8 protein-coding genes are annotated in these 16,951 nt (G+C 70.7%); all 8 read right to left on the reverse strand.

Translation table 11 applies throughout. The features are described from left to right. Positions 1–11 precede the first annotated feature (11 nt). From QQG74_RS20610 to QQG74_RS20645, 8 genes are read right to left on the reverse strand one after another with little or no spacing between them, the layout of a single operon-like run. On the reverse strand, positions 12–977 hold the full coding sequence (locus QQG74_RS20610; protein ID WP_341716408.1) for an alpha/beta fold hydrolase: 966 nt from the start codon (positions 975–977) through the stop codon (positions 12–14). After that, positions 978–2,420 (reverse strand): amino acid adenylation domain-containing protein, encoded by a 1,443-nt coding sequence (locus tag QQG74_RS20615; protein ID WP_341716409.1) that lies wholly within the window; start codon positions 2,418–2,420, stop codon positions 978–980. Continuing rightward, the gene (locus QQG74_RS20620; RefSeq protein ID WP_341716410.1) at positions 2,417–3,682 is read right to left on the reverse strand and encodes a cytochrome P450; all 1,266 of its coding nucleotides are present in this window, start codon (positions 3,680–3,682) and stop codon (positions 2,417–2,419) included. Before QQG74_RS20620 ends, QQG74_RS20615 begins: the two co-directional genes overlap by 4 nt. Further along, positions 3,679–5,562: a CocE/NonD family hydrolase gene (locus QQG74_RS20625; RefSeq protein ID WP_341716411.1), complete on the reverse strand. Its 1,884-nt coding sequence runs from the start codon at positions 5,560–5,562 to the stop codon at positions 3,679–3,681. The genes QQG74_RS20620 and QQG74_RS20625 overlap by 4 nt, the downstream gene beginning before the upstream one ends. Then, positions 5,559–9,077, reverse strand: a complete 3,519-nt coding sequence (locus QQG74_RS20630; protein ID WP_341716412.1) for an amino acid adenylation domain-containing protein — start codon at positions 9,075–9,077, stop codon at positions 5,559–5,561. Before QQG74_RS20630 ends, QQG74_RS20625 begins: the two co-directional genes overlap by 4 nt. 21 nt (positions 9,078–9,098) lie before the next feature. Next, a complete protein-coding gene (locus QQG74_RS20635) occupies positions 9,099–9,857 on the reverse strand; it encodes an alpha/beta fold hydrolase (RefSeq protein ID WP_341716413.1) in 759 nt (252 codons plus the stop codon). Further along, a complete protein-coding gene (locus QQG74_RS20640) occupies positions 9,854–10,096 on the reverse strand; it encodes an MbtH family NRPS accessory protein (RefSeq protein WP_341716414.1) in 243 nt (80 codons plus the stop codon). Before QQG74_RS20640 ends, QQG74_RS20635 begins: the two co-directional genes overlap by 4 nt. A gap of 30 nt (positions 10,097–10,126) precedes the next feature. Continuing rightward, a complete protein-coding gene (locus QQG74_RS20645) occupies positions 10,127–16,921 on the reverse strand; it encodes an SDR family NAD(P)-dependent oxidoreductase (RefSeq protein ID WP_341716415.1) in 6,795 nt (2,264 codons plus the stop codon). Positions 16,922–16,951: the final 30 nt, after the last annotated feature.

A 16,951-nucleotide genomic window follows, 5' to 3' on the forward strand; every position in this document is an offset into this window, starting at 1 on the left:
TAAGAATCTTCTTAGCGATTGAGGTCGCTGTCAAGGTGTGCCGCCACTTTCGCGACGAGTTCCGCCTCGGCACCGTGCAGGAAGAAGTGATCACCGTTGACCTCCTCCACGGTGACCGGCCGGTCGCCGTAGCGGCTCCACTCACCGATGGCGCCAACGGTCACCTCGGCGTCGTCGCGACCGTAGAACGCCGATATCGGGCAACCCAGCGACGTCGGGGCGGGCGCCCGATAGTGGTCAAGGATCGTGTAGTCGGCCCGGATGACGGGGATGTACAGCTCCATCAGCTCGTCGTTGGCCAACAGTTCCTCAGGCGTACCGCGCAGGCGTCGCAGCCGGCGGGTGAACTCCGCGTCCGACAGGTCGTGCGTTGTCTCCGCCGGGGTGGCCAGGTGTGGCGCCGGGCAGCCGGAGACCAGCAGCCGGCGCGGGCTCGGCAGACCTGCCGCCCGCAGGTGCCGCACCAGCTCGAAGGCGACGATCCCACCGAAGGAGTGACCGAACACGACGTACGGTCGTGCCGTGTCCATCGCGGCGGACAGGTCAACGAGCAGGTCCGGCAGCCGCGCGACGGGCGGCTCGGACCAGCGCGACCCGCGGCCCGGGAACTCCAGCGGCCGGACGGTCACGCCCGCCGGTAGCCGGTCGGACCAGCCGTCGTAGACGCGCGCGGAAGCTCCCGCGTACGGCAGGCAGTAGAGATCCAGGCCGGACGCAGGTGCCGACGTCGGCACCTGCTCGACCGAGTGCCGGGCGGCAAGCCCGAGTATCCCGTCCACGGTCGGCTGGTCGTGGATCCGGCGCAACGGCAGGCGGTAGCCCAACGCGGTGGTCAACCGGCGTTGCAGCGCCACGACCAGGATCGAGTTACCGCCCGCGGCGAAGAAGTTCTCGCCGTCCGAGGCGGGATCCCGCTCCAGCGTCTCCCGCCATGCCTGCCGAACGGCGGCCCGCCGGGCCTGGTCGCCCGCGTCCACTCAGGTCTCTCCCAGCTCGATCGCGGCTAACCGGACCCGGTCCACCTTGCCGGAGGTGGTGCGTGGCAGGGCCGACACCACCTCCACATGGTGCGGGCAGTGACTTGCCGGCAGGCGGGACAACAGCCAGGCCCGCACCGCATCCGGTCGCAGATCCTCACCTGCCACCACGTACGCGGCCAGATAGCAGCGCTCGGGCCGGTCCGGTTCCCGCAGCAGGGCCACCGCCTCAAAGATCCCGGGATGCTCCTCCAACACCGCCTCGATCTCACCCAGCTCGATCCGGTGACCGCGCAGCTTGATCTGCCCATCGGTACGCCCCAGATAGCGCAGCGAGCCGTCGGACGCCAGCCGACCCCGATCCCCGGTCCGATACGTACGACGCGGACCGTGCGGGGTGTCCCGGAGCACGAACCGCTCGGCGGTCAGGTCCGGCCGCCCCAGGTATCCCGCCGCCAGCCCGGCACCGTAGAGCAGGATCTCCCCGTCCGCGAGGAGCACCTCGGCCCCGGGCAGCGGATGCCCGAGTGTGATGGGCTCGGGTGACTCGACGCGCGCCGCGGTCGCCCAGATCGTCGCCTCGGTCGGTCCGTACAGGTTCCAAAGCTCGTCGCAACGGTCGAGCAGGGCGCCCGCCAGCGCCGGGGTGAGCGGCTCGCCGCCGCACCAGATCCGACCCAGCCGGGGCACGCTGTCTTCGCCCGCCGCCAGCAACAACCGCCAGAAGCTCGGGGTGGCTTGGACGACGTCGGGCGCGTATCGCTGCACCACCTCGACGAAGGCATCAGGATCGGTACGTGCCTCGACCGGTACGGCGACAAAGCTGCCGCCCACGACCAGCGGCACCAGCATCTCGGCCAGCGAGATGTCGAAGGACAGGGCGGTCATCGCGAGGATGCTCTCGCCCCGCCGCAGCCCTGGGATCCGAGCCATCGCCCGGATCCGTGAGGTGAGCGCGGAATGCGGCACGAGTACGCCTTTGGGCAGCCCGGTGGAGCCCGAGGTGTACATCACGTACGCCAGGTCGGCCGGCAGCCCCGACGGCGGTCCGGCCGCCGCAGCCGGCGGGTCGGACAGTTCGAACGCTCCCTCCCGGGGCGAGCGCAGCACCGCCGCCGGTCGGGCGTCCAGCAGGATCCGCGACCGGTGTGCCGGCGGGGCCTCCAGGTTCATCGGCAGCACCGCGCAGCCCGTTCGCGCCGCGGCCAGGATGGCGATCGCCCCGCTGACCGGGCTCGGCGTCTCCAGGGCGAACATGGAACCCGGCGGACAGCGTTCGGTGAGGACGGCGGCCAGGTCCGTCACGCGCCGGGCCAGATCGCGGTAGGAGTAGACCCCCTCCTCCCCCACCGCCGCTGGCGCACTCGGCGCTTGGGCTGCCTGTTCCCGGACCAGATCCCAGACCGTTTCCACCGACCGGAGAGCCGCCTGCGTTGTGCTCATGTCGATTCGCTCCCGTTCGTGCGTCGCGCCGCCCCGGTGCCGCTCGCGACCCCGGCGTGCAGCCGCAACTCGAGATGTTCGAACGAGGTGACGCCGTGGTGTGGCCGCAACACCGGCGCTGCGGCCAGTTCGACCTCGCCCCACCGGACTTTCAGTTGTCGCAGCGCGGTGCCGACCTCCAGCCGGGCGAGACCGGCGCCGAGGCAGTAGTGAGCGCTGTGCCCGAAGCCAAGGTGCCGGGCGGGCGGACGGGACAAATCAAGTAGATTCGGCCGAGCGAACGCCTCGGGATCGCGGTTCGCCACGCCCAGCATCAGCAGCACCAACTCGCCCTTTGGGATGCGGTGTCCGGCCACCTCGACCGGGGCCACCGTCAGCCGGGCCACCTGCTGCACCGAGGTGTCGAACCGCAGCAACTCCTCGACCGCAGCCGGAACCGCCGCCGGAGTCAGGGCGGCCCACTGGCCGGTGTGCAGCAGCGTCCGGACCGCCTTGCAGAGAAATGTTGCGGTGGTCTCGAACCCGGCGAACACCAGCAGGCTTGCCGTGGCGGCCACGTCCAGCTCGTCGATCTGGCCGGCGGTCTGCGCCCGGCGCAGGACCGCGAGCGCGGTGCCGTCGGCCGGCCCGGCTCCGGCCAGTGCCGCGCGGACCACTGCGGTGATCTCGGCCAGCGCAGTGGTTCCCCTGCGCACCACGTCGGGGAGATAGTCCGCTACCAGGAGAGCGGCGATGTCCAGCGCCCATCCTGGCAATCGGGGCGCGGTCTGCGGCGGCAGACCCAGTAACCGGCAGATCACTCGGCTGGACAGCGGTACGGCGAGGTCGGTCACCACGTCGAGCCGATCCGTCACGCCGTCGAGGAGTTCGTCGACGACTGCCTCGACGTACGGCTGGAACTCGGCCACCCGCCGGGCGGTGAACAGCGGACCGATGATGTTGCGCAGCGCCCGGTGCCGCGGCTCGTCGGCGAACATGAACCACCGCCGGACGGGGTCGGCGGTGCGGGCACCCTCGGTGTCGCCGTCGTGCAACTGGGTGCGGCCCTGTTCGGGCCAGGCCGAGGAGAGCGCGGGATGGCCGAGCAAGCGGGTCACCTCGGCGAACCCGGTGACGATCCAGACCCCCAGGTCGTCATTGCGGCTTACCGGTTCCGCGCTCGCCAGCGCCAGGTAGTCCTGGCACGGATCCACCGTCAGCAAGCCGCCGGCCCGCCCGTACGGGCAGCCATTCTCCACCGTCACCACCGGCCCCGACCTCATGGCGACGGCATGATCGGCAGGACCACCCGGGACAGGTACCGCGCGCTGCGGTGAATCCGCACGACCGGGGGCGGAACCCGGCGGGGGGTGTCGGCGTTGTCCCGGTCGCAGCCGGTCACGCTTACCCGCAACCGCCGGCCGGCCACGAAGACGTTCGAGGTGGGATGCAGGTCGGCCACCAGCTCGACCGGCTCGGCGGGCAACGGCTGCACCGATTCCGTCACGCCCGGCAGAAACGGCAGTCCCATCGTGTCGTACGGGGCGGGCCCGCAGGCGCGGTACGAGGCACGGATGACGGCCTCGCTGACATAGTGCGACTCGCCCCGCTCGTCGACCTCCTCAAGGTAGACGAAGAAGTCGGCGTCCGGCTGGTCGGCGGAAACCCACAGGTGCACCACCGGGTGCCCGGTCACCTCGACATCGCGGGACAGCACCGGCGTGGTGTAGGTCAGCGCCTTGCGGTCGTTCGGGGTCAGGTGATAGCGGAATCCGCCACCGTATCCGTCCGCCCAGCGGGTGGTCCGGCCCGTCGTGGTGGTGTAGTCGACCCGGTAAACGTCGACGCCGTCCGGGTCGGTCGGCGCGACCGCGGTCAGCAGCCCGTCGTTGACCGAGCTGATCGTTGCGGCCGGGCCGGCGCGAAAGAAGAACTCCGTGGGCCGCACCTGCGCCGGCGGCCACTGGGCCGAACTGCGCCACTGCGTTCCGGGCGGGGCACTCATCGTGAAGTACCGGACCGGCGGTTCGTCCGTCACCCCGTTGTCGATGTCCTTGAGCCAACGGTCGTACCAGCGCAGATGCTCGGTGGCCAGAAAATCGTTGCCGCAACTGTTATGGCTCCACGGACCGATGATCATCCGTTGCGGGTTGGTCAGGTTGCGGAACCACAGGGTCGTGTCCCGGACCCAGATGTCGTACCACCCGGAGAGGTGGCAGATCGGCACGCCGGAAGCGCTGATCCGGGCGATCGCGCCGGCCGGATTCAGCTCCTCGTAGAGCGTCCGGCCGGTCGCCTCGTCCCGACTGTCTCGGCACTTCAGCCGGGCGGCCTGGGCGAACACGTCGACGTTGTGCTGGTGCGCCGCGACGGTGGCGGCGACGTCCGTGCGCGCATCGGCGCGAGCCGCACCCGGCTGGGTGTCCAGCCGGTGAACCAGTTCGCTCCAGGCCCGCGCGAAGTTGTCACGAAAGACCCCGCCGGGTCGCAGGAACGCGAACAGATCGAACAACGCCATCTGCGGGACGATCGCGGCCAGGTGCGGCGGTGCGGCGCCCGCGGCCAGCAGTTGAGCAACCCCGCTGTACGACATCCCGAACATCCCCACCCGGCCGGTGCACCACTGCTGCGCGGCGAGCCACTCGGTGACGGCGTACGCGTCCTGGGTCTCCTCCACGGCGAATTCCACCGGACGCACGCCCTCCGATGCGCCGCTGCCCCGAACATCCACCACCACGACGACGTACTCGTGCCGTAACAGCTCCTTCAACCACGGCTGGGCGTCCAGCTTGGTCATGATCCCGCCGGCCACGGCCTCGGCGCGGCGGTAGCGCTCGTGGCACCAGATCACCGGCAACGGCTCGCTGATCGTCACCCCGTGCCGCTTGGGCCGGAACACGTCGGCGGCCAGCCGGACCCCGTCCGGCATCCCGATCCACACGCTCGTGCGCTCGGCGACGTCCGCCTCCGCCAGAAAGGCGATCACCTCGGCGCGACGCTGCGCCACCCGCTCCCTGATCTCGTCGGTCATCACCCCCGCCGGTGCCTCGAAGCGCAACCGGCCCTGCTCCGTCCAGAGCACCACGCCAGCCTCGCGCAGCCACAGCAGCAGATCCACCACGCCGTCCCCGAGAGGTGGCGGGTCGGCAACCGCTCGGCTCACAGCTCACCCCGCTCGCGCGGACCGTCACCCGGTACCGGTGCCTCCTGCGACCGCAGCACCCAACGGAGCTGATCGAGCTGCGCCGCCAGGCCGGCGATCGTCGGCGTGTTGAGCACCGCGCGCACCGGAATATCCAGCCGCAGCCGCTGCCGCAGCTGCTCGACGACGGAGAGCAGCAGCAGCGAATCCCCGCCCACCTCGAAGAAGTTGGCGTGCACGTGCACCACGTCGAGCTTGAGCAGCCCGCTCCACACCTCCGCCACGATCCGCTCCATCTCCGTGCTCGGCGCGACGACCGCCTCGACCGCCACCGCGGCCGTCGCAACGGCGTCCGGCGGGGGCAGCCTGCGGCGGTCGACCTTTCCGGTCGGCGAGGTGGGAATCGAATCCAGCCAGACGATCGCCGAGGGGTGCATCACGCTCGGCAGCTTCGGTGCCAGGTACGCGCGCAGGGCCGCCTCGTCCCGGGTCGCGCCCGGGACGGGCACCAGGTACGCCACGACGGCCTGCTCCGGAGTCAGCGTCACGACGGCGTTGGCCACCTCCGGATGGGCCCGGAGCACCGACTCGATCTCGCGCAGCTCGACCCGGACACCACGGATCTTGACCTGGTGATCGGTGCGACCAAGGAACTCCATGTCGCCGTTCGCGAGCCAGCGCACCAGGTCACCGGTGCGATAACGACGCCGCCCGGGCTCCGCCGGATCGGGGGCGAACCGGTCGGCGGTGGCATCGGGTCGGTTGTGGTAACCACGGGCCACCCCGTCGCCGCCGATCCACAACTCGCCCGGGATGCCGATCGACTGCGGGTTTCCCCACTGGTCCAGCACGGCGCAGGTGGCGTTGGCGATCAGCCGGCCGAGCGGCATGGCCGCCCGGTCGACCGACGCCTCGCCCATCGGCCCGGCCAGCGCCACACCCGCGGTCTCGGTCGGACCGTACTCGTTCCAGATCCGACAGGCCGGCGAGACCACCTGCCGGGTCCGGACGACCAGGTCGCCGTCGAGGTTCTCGCCGCCCATCGAGACGTCACGCAGCGACGGCATGGCGATCCCGGCCGCGGCCAGCCCGCGCATCTGGGTGGGGGTCAGGTACAGCATATGGATCTCGTGGTCGTTGATGAAGCGTGCGGTGTGGCGCGGATCGATCCGCGCCTGCCGGGAGGGCATCACCACGCAAGCCCCACTGGTCAGGGCGTGGAACATCTGCTCCACCGACCAGTCGAAGTGGTAGGAGAGATTGTGCAGGATCCGCGTACCGGGGCCGATCGGCCGAACATCCTGCGCCCATCGGATCCACGGCGTCACCGCGCTGTGCGGCAGCACCACGCCCTTCGGCTGCCCAGTGGTGCCGGAGGTGTACATCATGTAGACGAGCTGTGCCGCATCCACCGCCGACTCCGGCGCCTGCCGGTCGGTACCGCCGGTGTCCGGGTCCACGTCGTCGGCGTACCGGACGACCAGCCCGCCGACCGCTGCCTGCGGCAGTTGGGGATGCAGATCCGTGGTCGTGACCAGAACCTTCATGCCACTGTCGGTGACGGTGAACGTCATCCGCTCGGTCGGCATCACCGGGTCCATGGGTACATAGGCGGCTCCCGCCTTGAGCGTGCCGAGGATGCTCACCAGCAGCTCCACCGATGGCTCGACACAGAGCCCGACGAAGTCGTCAACGGCCACGCCGGCCGCCGTCAGCTGGGCCGCCAGCACATCGGCGCGGGCGTCCAGCTCCCGGTAGCTCAGCCGGACCTCGCCGCACCGGACCGCCTCCGCGTCCGGCGTCCGGCGCACCTGCTCCTCCACCATCCGGTGCAGGAACTCGTCGGTCCGGTACGGGCCGCACTCGGCTGCCGACCAGCGCGCGATCTGGCGACGCTCGTCGTCGGAAAGCATGTTCAGCTCGGACACCGGCGTGTCCGGTCGGGCGACCGCACCCTCCAGCAGAATGCGCAGGTGCTCAAGCATCCGCGTCGCCCGGTCCGCCGCGAACAGGTCGGTGTTGTACTGCAACGCGATCCGCAACGATTCCGCCTCGGTGACGGCGAACAAGAGATCGAACTTGGCCTGCTCGGCGTCCAGCTCCACGTTGGATATCCGCAGCCCGGGCAGCTCCGGCTCCGGCAGCTCCGGCTGCGACACCACCATCACCCGGAACGGTCCCTGCTGCACCGAGCGGTCCGTCATGACCGCCTTCACCACACGCTCGAAGGGCACGTCCTGGTGGGCGTACGCGCCCAGCGCCCGCTCCCGCACCCGACCGAGCAGCTCGCGGGCGGACGGATCGCCGCTGAGGTCGCAGCGCACCGCCAGGGTGTTCAGGAAGCAGCCGAGCATCTCCTCCAGCTCGGGCAGGTCACGGCTGGCGCTGGGCATGCCCAGCACGATGTCGGACTGACCGGTGTACCGGTGCAACAGCACGTTCACCGCAACCAGCATGGCCATGAACGGGGTCGCGTCGCTGGCGCTTGCGAGTTCCCGCAGTTGCCGAGAGAGGGCCCGAGGCAGCTCGATCGAGACCGTGGCAGCACGTCCCGTCGGCTGTTCCGGCTCGTGGTGATCGGTGGGCAGGTCGAGCACCGGCAGCGGCCCACGCAGAACGTCCGCCCAGTAGTCGAGCTGCCGTCCGAACGCCGCCTCATCGACGGTCTGCTGCTGCCAGGCCGCGAAGTCGGCGTACTGGACCGCAGGCCCCTCCGCCTGCGGCGGCGGCCCGGTCACGGCAGCCGCGTAGAGCCGCAACAGCTCGGCCACCGCCAGCTCGAAGGAGCGGATGTCCGTGATCAGATGGTGCAGGTTGAACAGCAGCACATGCCAGTGCTCGTCCATCCGGAACAGCTCCACCCGCAGCAGCGGGCCACGGGCGATGTCGAACGGTCGGCGCGCCGATGTGAACAGGCGGTCCAGCAGCACCTCGCCGCGCTGGTCCAGCGGCACGTCGGTCAGGTCGACGACCGGTAGAGCCACCGTCAGTTGGCCGGCGACCAGCTGATGCGGTACGCCGTCCACGACGTCGATGGTGGTGCGGAACACCTCGTGCCGGTCGACAAGCGCCTGGAGCGCCGCCCGCAGCGCCGGCACATCCAGCGCCCCCTCGATGTCCACCGCCGCCGGCACGTTGTAGCGGGAGCTGGGGCCATGCAGATGTTCCTCGACCCACATTCGCCGCTGTCCGAACGACGCGGGCGCGGTCAGGCCGCCGTCGGCCTGCCGCGGCAGCCGTGGAATGGTCGACCGCGGCGCGACGGACCCACCACGCAGCGTGGCAATGGCAGCGGCCAGCGAGTCGACCGTCTGGTTCTCGAACAGCAGGCTGAGCGGGATGCGTACGGCAAACTCCTCGCGCAGCCGGCCGATGACCCGGGCGCCCTGTAGCGAGTTGCCGCCGAGGGCGAAGAAATTCGCCTCCGGCCCGGGCACCGGCGTACCGAGGGTCTCGGCCCAGACGGCCGACACCACCTCCTCGTCGGGTGAGAGCGGGCGGGCGTGCTGGGGCATGGTCTGGGCCTGCTGTGTCATGTCGCTCCATCACTTCCGTGGTCAGCGCGGCGTGCTGGCGGTCGCGCCGGTCAGCCGGGCGACGATCTCCGCGACCAGGGGTTGGCGCTCGGGGTGGAGATAGAAGTGGTCTCCGGGAAACATCCGCAGGTCGAACTCGCCGGTGGTCAGCTCGGCCCAGCGCGCCAGCACGGCCCGGTCGACCCCGTCGTCCTCGGTACCGCCGAAGGCGGTGACCGGGCAGCTCGGCAGCGGCGAACCACGGAACTCGTGCGTTTCGAGCACCGTGAAGTCGGCCCGCATTCCCGGCAACAGCAGGGCCATCAGCTCGGGGTCGCGCAGCACCGCCTCGGAGGTGGCACGCCAGGACCGGATCCGCTCGACCAGGTCCTCGTCCGACAGCGTGTGGACCGGAGGTTCCGGCACTTCGCGTACCTGCGGGGGGGTGCTCGCCGAGACGAACAGGTGGGTCGGCGCGCCGACCTCCGCCTGTTCCAGCGACCGGGCCAGTTCCCACGCCACCAACGCGCCCAGGCTGTGGCCGAAGAACCCGAACGGCCGGTCCAGCAGCGGCACGAAGGCCGGCACGAGCGCGTTGAGGATGTCGGTCATCCGGTGGAACGGGGGGCTCAGGAGGTCGTCCTCGCGGCCCGGCAGTCGGATGGCCCACGGCTCCACATCCGGTGGAAACTCGGCAGCCCAGCCACGGAACGCAGCCACCCCGCCCCCGGCGTAGGGGAAGCAGAACAGCCGGATCGTCGCGTCCGGTCGGGCGGCGAGCCGGCGGAGCGACCCGTTCATCGCCCGCCCGCGTCCGCCATGGCGCGGCGCAGGCTCAGCGGGCGCATGTCGGTCCACACCTCCTTGATGTGTGACAGACACTCCTCTTTCGAACCTCGGGTGCCGTCTTCCCGCCAGCCCGGCGGCAGTTCCCGCCCCTCCGGCCAGATCGAGTACTGCTCCTCGTCGTTCAGCACGACCGCGTACCGCTGTTCATCGGTCTCCTCCACGTGCGGAACTCCTCCCTGAATAGGCACCATGCCCCGACGGCATGGCAGGCGGTGCGGGGGTCAGGCCGGCCCGCCCGGTGCCCGCGACACCAACGACCGCAGCCTGCTCGCCCGAGGCGCGGGTGCGGCGCTGGCTCGCTGGGCCTGCCGGATCGGCTCGGCCAACGTCAGCAACGTGCCGGCGGGTTCGTCCACCACCCGTGCCAGCACGGCCAGGAACCCGGCCTGAATCTCGGCGACCTCGGTCGCGGACAGGCGCTGCGAGTTGTAGCTGAACCGCATGGCGAGCCCGTCCGAACCGGGCCGGCCGTACAGGCAGATATCCAGTTGCGACGTCTGGTACGCGGGCGGCAGGAACTCGGTGAACTGGAACGCGGCCGAGAAGATCGGGTTGTGTCCGGCCCGGAACGGCACCGGCACCTCGTCGACCAGACGGCTGAATGGGTAGCGGCTGTGCGCGTACGCGGCCAGGCTGGCTCGCTGGGCTCGGTGCACGACCGCCTCGAACGGGTCGGCATCGGCCATGCGCAGCCGTAGCGACAACGGGTTGACGAAGATCCCGACAAGCCCTTCCAGTTCCTTCGTGTCGCGCCCGGAGAACGGCACGCACATCACGATGTCGTCGTCGCCGCTGATCCCGCGAAGTGTCACCAGATAGGCGCTGAGCAGCACGACGTGTCTCGTCACGTCGAGACGCCTGGCCAGCCCGGCAAGCCCGGTCGCGAGCGAGGCCGGTACGGTGAAGTCCACCGACTCGTTGACCACGTCCTGCACCGGCGCCTCGTAGTCGCCTACCCGTAGCCGAGGCAGCGGCGGTGCCAGTTCGCGCAGCCAGTAGGAGCGCATCGCCTCGCATTCGCCGCTGGACAACCAGCGCAGGCGGTCGCGGAGGTATTCCTCGAACGTCATGGGCAGCGGGTCAAGCCGCGGTTCCCCGTCGGCAAGCGTTGACTCGTACGCAGCCGCCAGCTCACGCAGGAACAGGCCGATGCTGGTGCCGTCGGACATGATGTGGTGCATCTTGACGTACACGGTGTGGTGCTCCGCGCCGAGCCGGAACAGCCGCACGGTGACCGGCGGCCTCCCCAGGTCGTCGAAGGCCGTCCGGTTCTCGGCTTCGATGAGGCGTCGCACCTCAGCGTCGGGGTCGGCGGTGCCGGTGAGATCGACAAGCGGCACGTCCAGGTCGTACACCGGCAACACCGCCTGCCGGGGGCCCTGTGGGGTGTCCCGGAACACGAGCCGGAGCGCGTCGTGCCGCTGCACCAGATAGGCGACCGCACGACGGAAGGCCGGCACGTCCACCGCCTGGTGCACGTCCTGCCAGGCCGGCAGGTTCAGCTCGGCCCGGCCCTCCGCCAGCTGATGCTGGAGCCAGAGGCCGATCTGCACGTTCCACAACTCGAACCAGTCGGGCTCGGCGGGCTGGTCCTGCGCCACCACCGTCGGCTGGTCCTCCACCGTCCCCGTCGGCTGGTCCTGCGCCGCCGGGTCTTCCAGGTGTGTCGCCAGGTCGGCGACCGTCGGGTACGCGAACAGGTCCGCGATGGTCAGCCGCACCCCGAGCGTCTGCTGAATGCTGTTCGCCAGCCGCAGCGCGAGCAACGAGTCACCGCCGAGGTCGAACAGGGTCGCCGACACGTTGATCTCGGGCACCCCGAACTCGGCCGCCCAGAGCCCGCCCAGCGAACGTTCCAGGTCGCGGTACCGCCCGTCGGCGCGTCCCACCAGGGTGACCGGCATCGGTGCCGACTTCCTGGACTCGGCGGCAGATCGCGGTCGGGTGACGATCCGTTCCCGGATCGCCGCGCCGAGCCGAATCGGCGCTGCGGCCATCTGGGTGTCCCGGACGGCCGGGTCCAGCGCGGCCAACGCCGGGTAGTTGACCTCACCGACGATCACCTGCCGAGCCGACGACCGCACCACGGCGCGGAAGCTCTCGATCGCGTCGTCGATCTCGATGGATCGGAAGAATCCCTGGTCACGCTGGACGTCGAAGTCGGCGGCCATCCCCGTGCCCAGCCAGTCCGTCCAGTTCACCGTGATGGTGCGCCGTCCGCGCCGACTCCGCCACGCGGCGAATCCGTCGAGGTACAGGTTGGCGGCGGTGTAGTCACTCTGGCCGGCGCTGCCGAGCAGGGCCGTGGTGGAGCTGAACAGGATCATGGTGTCGGGCGGATCGTCATCGGTCACCGCCTCCAGCACCATCGCACCTGTCACCTTCGGGGCCAGGGTGGCCCGGAACACCTCCGGTGGCTTCCGGACGAGGAATCCGTCCCCTGCGGTGCCGGCGGCGTGGACCACGTCAGTGATCCGGCCGAATCCTCGGCGCACTGCCGCGACCACCCCCGACATCGACGCCAGGTCCGCGACATCCGCCTGGTAGCAGCGCACCTCGCAGCCGCGCCGCTCGATCTCCTGGAGCACCCGGACCTGCCCGGCCTGCCGGTCGTCACCCTGTTCCAGGATGTCGTCCCACCGTTCCCGCGGTGGTGCCGGCCGCCGGCCGACCAACACGAACCGCGACCCTGGTGCCGTCTCGCTGATCGACAGCGCCACCTGTAGGCCGAGGCCGCCGAGGCCGCCGGTGATGAGGTACACCCGCTCCGGACCGGGCTCCGGGGGCTCGGCTCCGCCGGCTCCGACCGAGGGCTCGGCGACCGTCCCGGCCTGGTCGAGATCCACCTCCACCAACTCGGCGACGTAGCGGTCGTCACCCCGCAGAACCACCTGCCCGACCGGATCGCGCCCGATGATCTCTGCGGCGACGGCAGTGGCGGACACCCGACCATCGACGTCCACACATCGGCAGACGGTCTCGATGTCCTCCTGCCCGATGACCTTGGCCAGCCCGAACAGCGCCGAATGCGCCGGCACCGGGGCGGGCTCCTCGCCGGTCACATCGTTGACGTGCCGGGCGACCACCGTGATCCGCCGGGCCTGCACCGCTCGCGTGCTCAGCGATCGGGCGAATCGGGCCAGACTCAGGACCCCCGCCTCCAGCAGGCGATCCTGGGTGGCCAGGTCGTACCGGTCCGGGTCACCGTCGGGTGCCACGAAGATGATCTCCGGTGGCAGATCGGCGTTCGTGTCGACGGCGTCGTCCAGTGCGGCGACGGTCACGGCGATGTCGGCATCGCGCAGTGCCGAGGCGACCGTCTCGCGCAGCGCCGAGGGCTCCCCGACCACGAGCGCCCGGTCGATCCGCCGGACCCCGTCCGGCGCCCGCCGGGTCCGGACCCAGCGCAGGGTGTGGTGCGGCGCGGCCGGACGTGCCTGCTGGATCGTGCGGCGGGGGTTGTTGACCCGCTTCGCGGTGAAACCGGCGACGTCCAGCACGAGGTCGCCGTCTTCGTCGAGCACCAGAACGTCGACCTTGCGGATCTCGTCACGTTGGCTGAAGCCCTCGGTGGGCCGGATGAAGCTGACGCACCGGGCGGGCATCGGCCGGTGGATGCTCAGCCGGTCGTACCCGATCGGCAGATAGAAGTCGCCGTCCGAAGCGTTGGCGTCAGACTGCTCGTTCAGCATTGCCCAGCGGTGGAAGCCGGTGGCCAGGTCCAGCAGCGCCGGGTGAAGTGCGTACGCGCCGATCTCGTCGCGGTAGCGGTCGGGCAGGCGCAACCGGCCCAGTGCCGCGTACGCGCCGACGTCGACCACCCGCAGGCTCTCCCGCCAGCGTCCGCCGAACTCCATGACGTCGTGCTCGTCCTGCGCCCGGCCGACGTCGACGCTTGCCGACGTGCAGCGGGCGGCGAGATCGGTCACATCGGTCCGCGGTGGTGCGGCCAGCGGTCGATCGCTGAGCCGGCCACGCGCGTGCACCGACCACCGCTGGCCGGCGGCGGCCGGATCCCGGCTGACCACAGTGAACTCCAGTTCACTGGCGTGGGTCCGCCGCACGGTCGTGTGCACCACGCGCGGATGCCCGGCCCGCACCAGCAGCGGCACCTGGAACTCGACCGCCGACAGCTCCGTGACCGGCGTGTCCACCAGGACGGCTCCGGCGGCCCGGGCCATCTCCAGGTACGTCGTGCCGGGCACGATCGCCTCGGCCAGCATCCGGTGCTCGCTGAGCATCCAGTGCCGCTCCAGATCGAATTCCGTGCGGAAGACCACTTCGTCGATGCCGTGCACCAGCAGCTCGTCAAGCAACGGATGGATGGGCTCGGCCGGCACCCGGGCGGCGGGATCGGGGGCCGGGGCCGGCTCCAGCCAGTACCGCGACCGCTGGAACGGATAGCTGGGCAGCGCCACCCGCCGTGGGCGTTCGTGCCCGTGATAGCCGGTCCAGTCCGGGCGTACGCCGGCCAGCCAGAGGCGGCCGAGTGCTCGCTGCGTCGTGACCAGCTGTCCCCGTCGGTCAGCGCGGTGCGGCAGGCTGGCCACCGTCCGCGCGTCGTCCGGGATCACCCGGCGGGCCAAGTTCGTCAAGGTCTGTCCCGGCCCGACCTCAAGCAGCACGACATCCGCCTCGGTCGCAATTGTCGCGAGCCCGGCGGCGAACTCGACGGTCGCCCGCGCGTGCCGACCCCAGTAGGCCGGATCGGTGGCTTGTGCACCGGTGATCCAGTCGCCGGTGACGTTGGAGACGAAAGGCACCTGCGGCTCGTGCCGTGGCACCCGCGCAACCGCGGCCACCAACGGCTCGACCATCGGTTCGACAAGTGCCGAGTGGAAGGCATGCGAGGTGGCTACGCGGCGGGCCGTCAGCCCACGCCGGGCCGCCTCGGCCGCGAACGCCGCCACCGCTTCCACCCCGCCGGACACCACACAGTCGGCCGGCCCGTTGTGTGCCGCGAGCGCCAGTCCCTCCGGCAGCAGCCGCTCGATCTGCGCCCGGTCGGCGGAGACGCTGAGCATCGCGCCGGGCGGCAGCTCCTGCATCAGCCGACCGCGCAGCGCCACCAGATGCAGCGCGTCGGCCAGAGCGAACACACCGGCCCGGCAGGCGGCAACATACTCGCCGACGCTGTGCCCGAGCATCGCTCGTGGGGTGATCCCCCAGGACGCCCAGAGCTCGGCGAGCGCGTGCGACACGGTGAACAACGCGGGCTGGGCGAATCGCGTACGGGTCAGCTCGCCGGCCGCCGCCGGGTCGTCTGCCCCGCCGATCAGCAGCGCCCGGAGATCGATGTCGAGCTCCGACCGGAGCAGGTCAGCGCAGTTGTCGACCGCCGCGCGGAAGACCGGCTCCTGCCGGTACAGGTCGGCGACCATCCCCGGATGCTGCGCACCCTGGCCGGGAAACAGGAACGCGACCGGCGGTTGGCCCGTGCCGGCCCGACCGGTGCACACGGTGGACGGGTCCCCGGCGGACAGCGCTCGCGCCGCCTCGCCTGCGGTCGCGGCGACCGCGATCCGTCGGTGCGGGAACGCCTGGCGCCCCGCAGCCAGCGTGAACGCCACGTCGACCAGAGACTGGTCCTGCCGATCAAGGCGGGCGGCGAGCCGGCTGGTGGCCTCGTCCAGGGCGTCCGGCGTACGCGCCGAAATCACCAGCAGCTGGGATTCACGGGCCGACACCGGTGCGGCGGCCGGCGGTGCCTCCTCCAGCACCACGTGCGCGTTGGTGCCGCCGAACCCGAATGCGCTGACGCCCGCCCGGCGGGGGAACTCCGTGCGCTCCCAGGCGGTCAGCTCCCCCTGCACCCGGAACGGGGTCCGCTCGAAGTCGATGTCGGAGTTGGCGCCGGTGAAGTGCGGGGTCGGCGGCAGCATGCCGTGTCGCAGGGCCAGCACGGTCTTGAGTAGCCCGGCGATGCCGGCAGCCGCGTCCAGATGCCCCAGATTGCCCTTCACCGAGCCGATCACACATGAGTCCGTGCGGTCACTGCTCTGCCGGAAAGCTCGGGTCAGGGCTTCGACCTCGATGGCATCACCGATCTTGGTGCCGCTGCCATGTGCCTCGACGTACCCGATGCTGTCGGCCGACAGGCCGGCCAACTCCAGGGCCTCCAGCACGACCGCCGCCTGCCCGGCCACCCCGGGCGCGGTGAAGCTGGCCTTGTCCGCGCCGTCGTTGTTGACCGCGGTCCCCTTGATCACCGCATACACCGTGTCGTTGTCGGCCACCGCGTCGGAGAGTCGCTTCAGCACGATCGCGCCCGCGCCGTTGTTGAACACGGTGCCCTGGCTGTGCGCGTCGAAGGGCCGGCAGTGCCCGTCCGGCGACAGGATGCCGCCCTCCTGGAAGGTGTAGCCCGTGCCCGGCGGCACTTTGAAGGACACCCCGCCAGCGACCGCCGTGTCGCACTCGCGGTTGAGCAGGCTCTGGCAGGCGAGGTGCACGGCAACAAGCGAACTCGAACAGGCGGTGTGTACGGGAATACTCGGGCCACGCAGATTCAGCTTGTACGACACCCGAGTAGTGAGGAACGCCAACTCGTTGCCCACGCCGACGTTGGCGTCGCCGATCGCCGCACCGCCCTCCAGGTTGGCGAAGACGTTGGCCAGGTATGCGCTGGTGCTGGCGCCTCCGAAAACGCCGACCGCTCCCGGGATCCGGTCGGCGGCGTAGCCAGCGTGCTCGATGGCCGCCCAGGCCGTCTCCAGGAACACCCGCTGCTGCGGGTCCATCACCGTGGCCTCACGGGGGGTGTAGCCGAAGAACTCGGCGTCGAAGAGGTCGAACCCGGCCATCCGGGCGCCGGCCCGCACATAGTCGGGCCGGGAGAAGCGCTCCCGCGGCACCCCGGCGGCCAGCAGCTCATCGTCGGTGAAGAAGCTGACGCTCGCCACCCCGTCGTGCAGATTTCGCCAGAACTCGTCGAGGTTCTCTGCGCCGGGAAAGCGGCCCGCCATCCCGACGATTGCGATGTCGCACCCGGACTCGTGCACTTCGGAGTCGTCCACGTGGTCACCCCAATTCGTTACGGGATCCGG

The sequence above is a fragment of the Micromonospora sp. FIMYZ51 genome, assembly GCF_038246755.1.
Taxonomy (GTDB): Bacteria; Actinomycetota; Actinomycetes; order Mycobacteriales; family Micromonosporaceae; genus Micromonospora.

Bases quoted from the DNA above. Each gene is read 5' to 3' on its own strand.
- QQG74_RS20640 (WP_341716414.1), bottom strand. From the start codon at position 10,096: ATGGTGCCTATTCAGGGAGGAGTTCCGCACGTGGAGGAGACCGATGAA.
- QQG74_RS20630 (WP_341716412.1), bottom strand. From the start codon at position 9,077: ATGACACAGCAGGCCCAGACCATGCCCCAGCACGCCCGCCCGCTCTCA.
- QQG74_RS20615 (WP_341716409.1), bottom strand. From the start codon at position 2,420: ATGAGCACAACGCAGGCGGCTCTCCGGTCGGTGGAAACGGTCTGGGAT.
- QQG74_RS20620 (WP_341716410.1), bottom strand. From the start codon at position 3,682: ATGAGGTCGGGGCCGGTGGTGACGGTGGAGAATGGCTGCCCGTACGGG.
- QQG74_RS20635 (WP_341716413.1), bottom strand. From the start codon at position 9,857: ATGAACGGGTCGCTCCGCCGGCTCGCCGCCCGACCGGACGCGACGATC.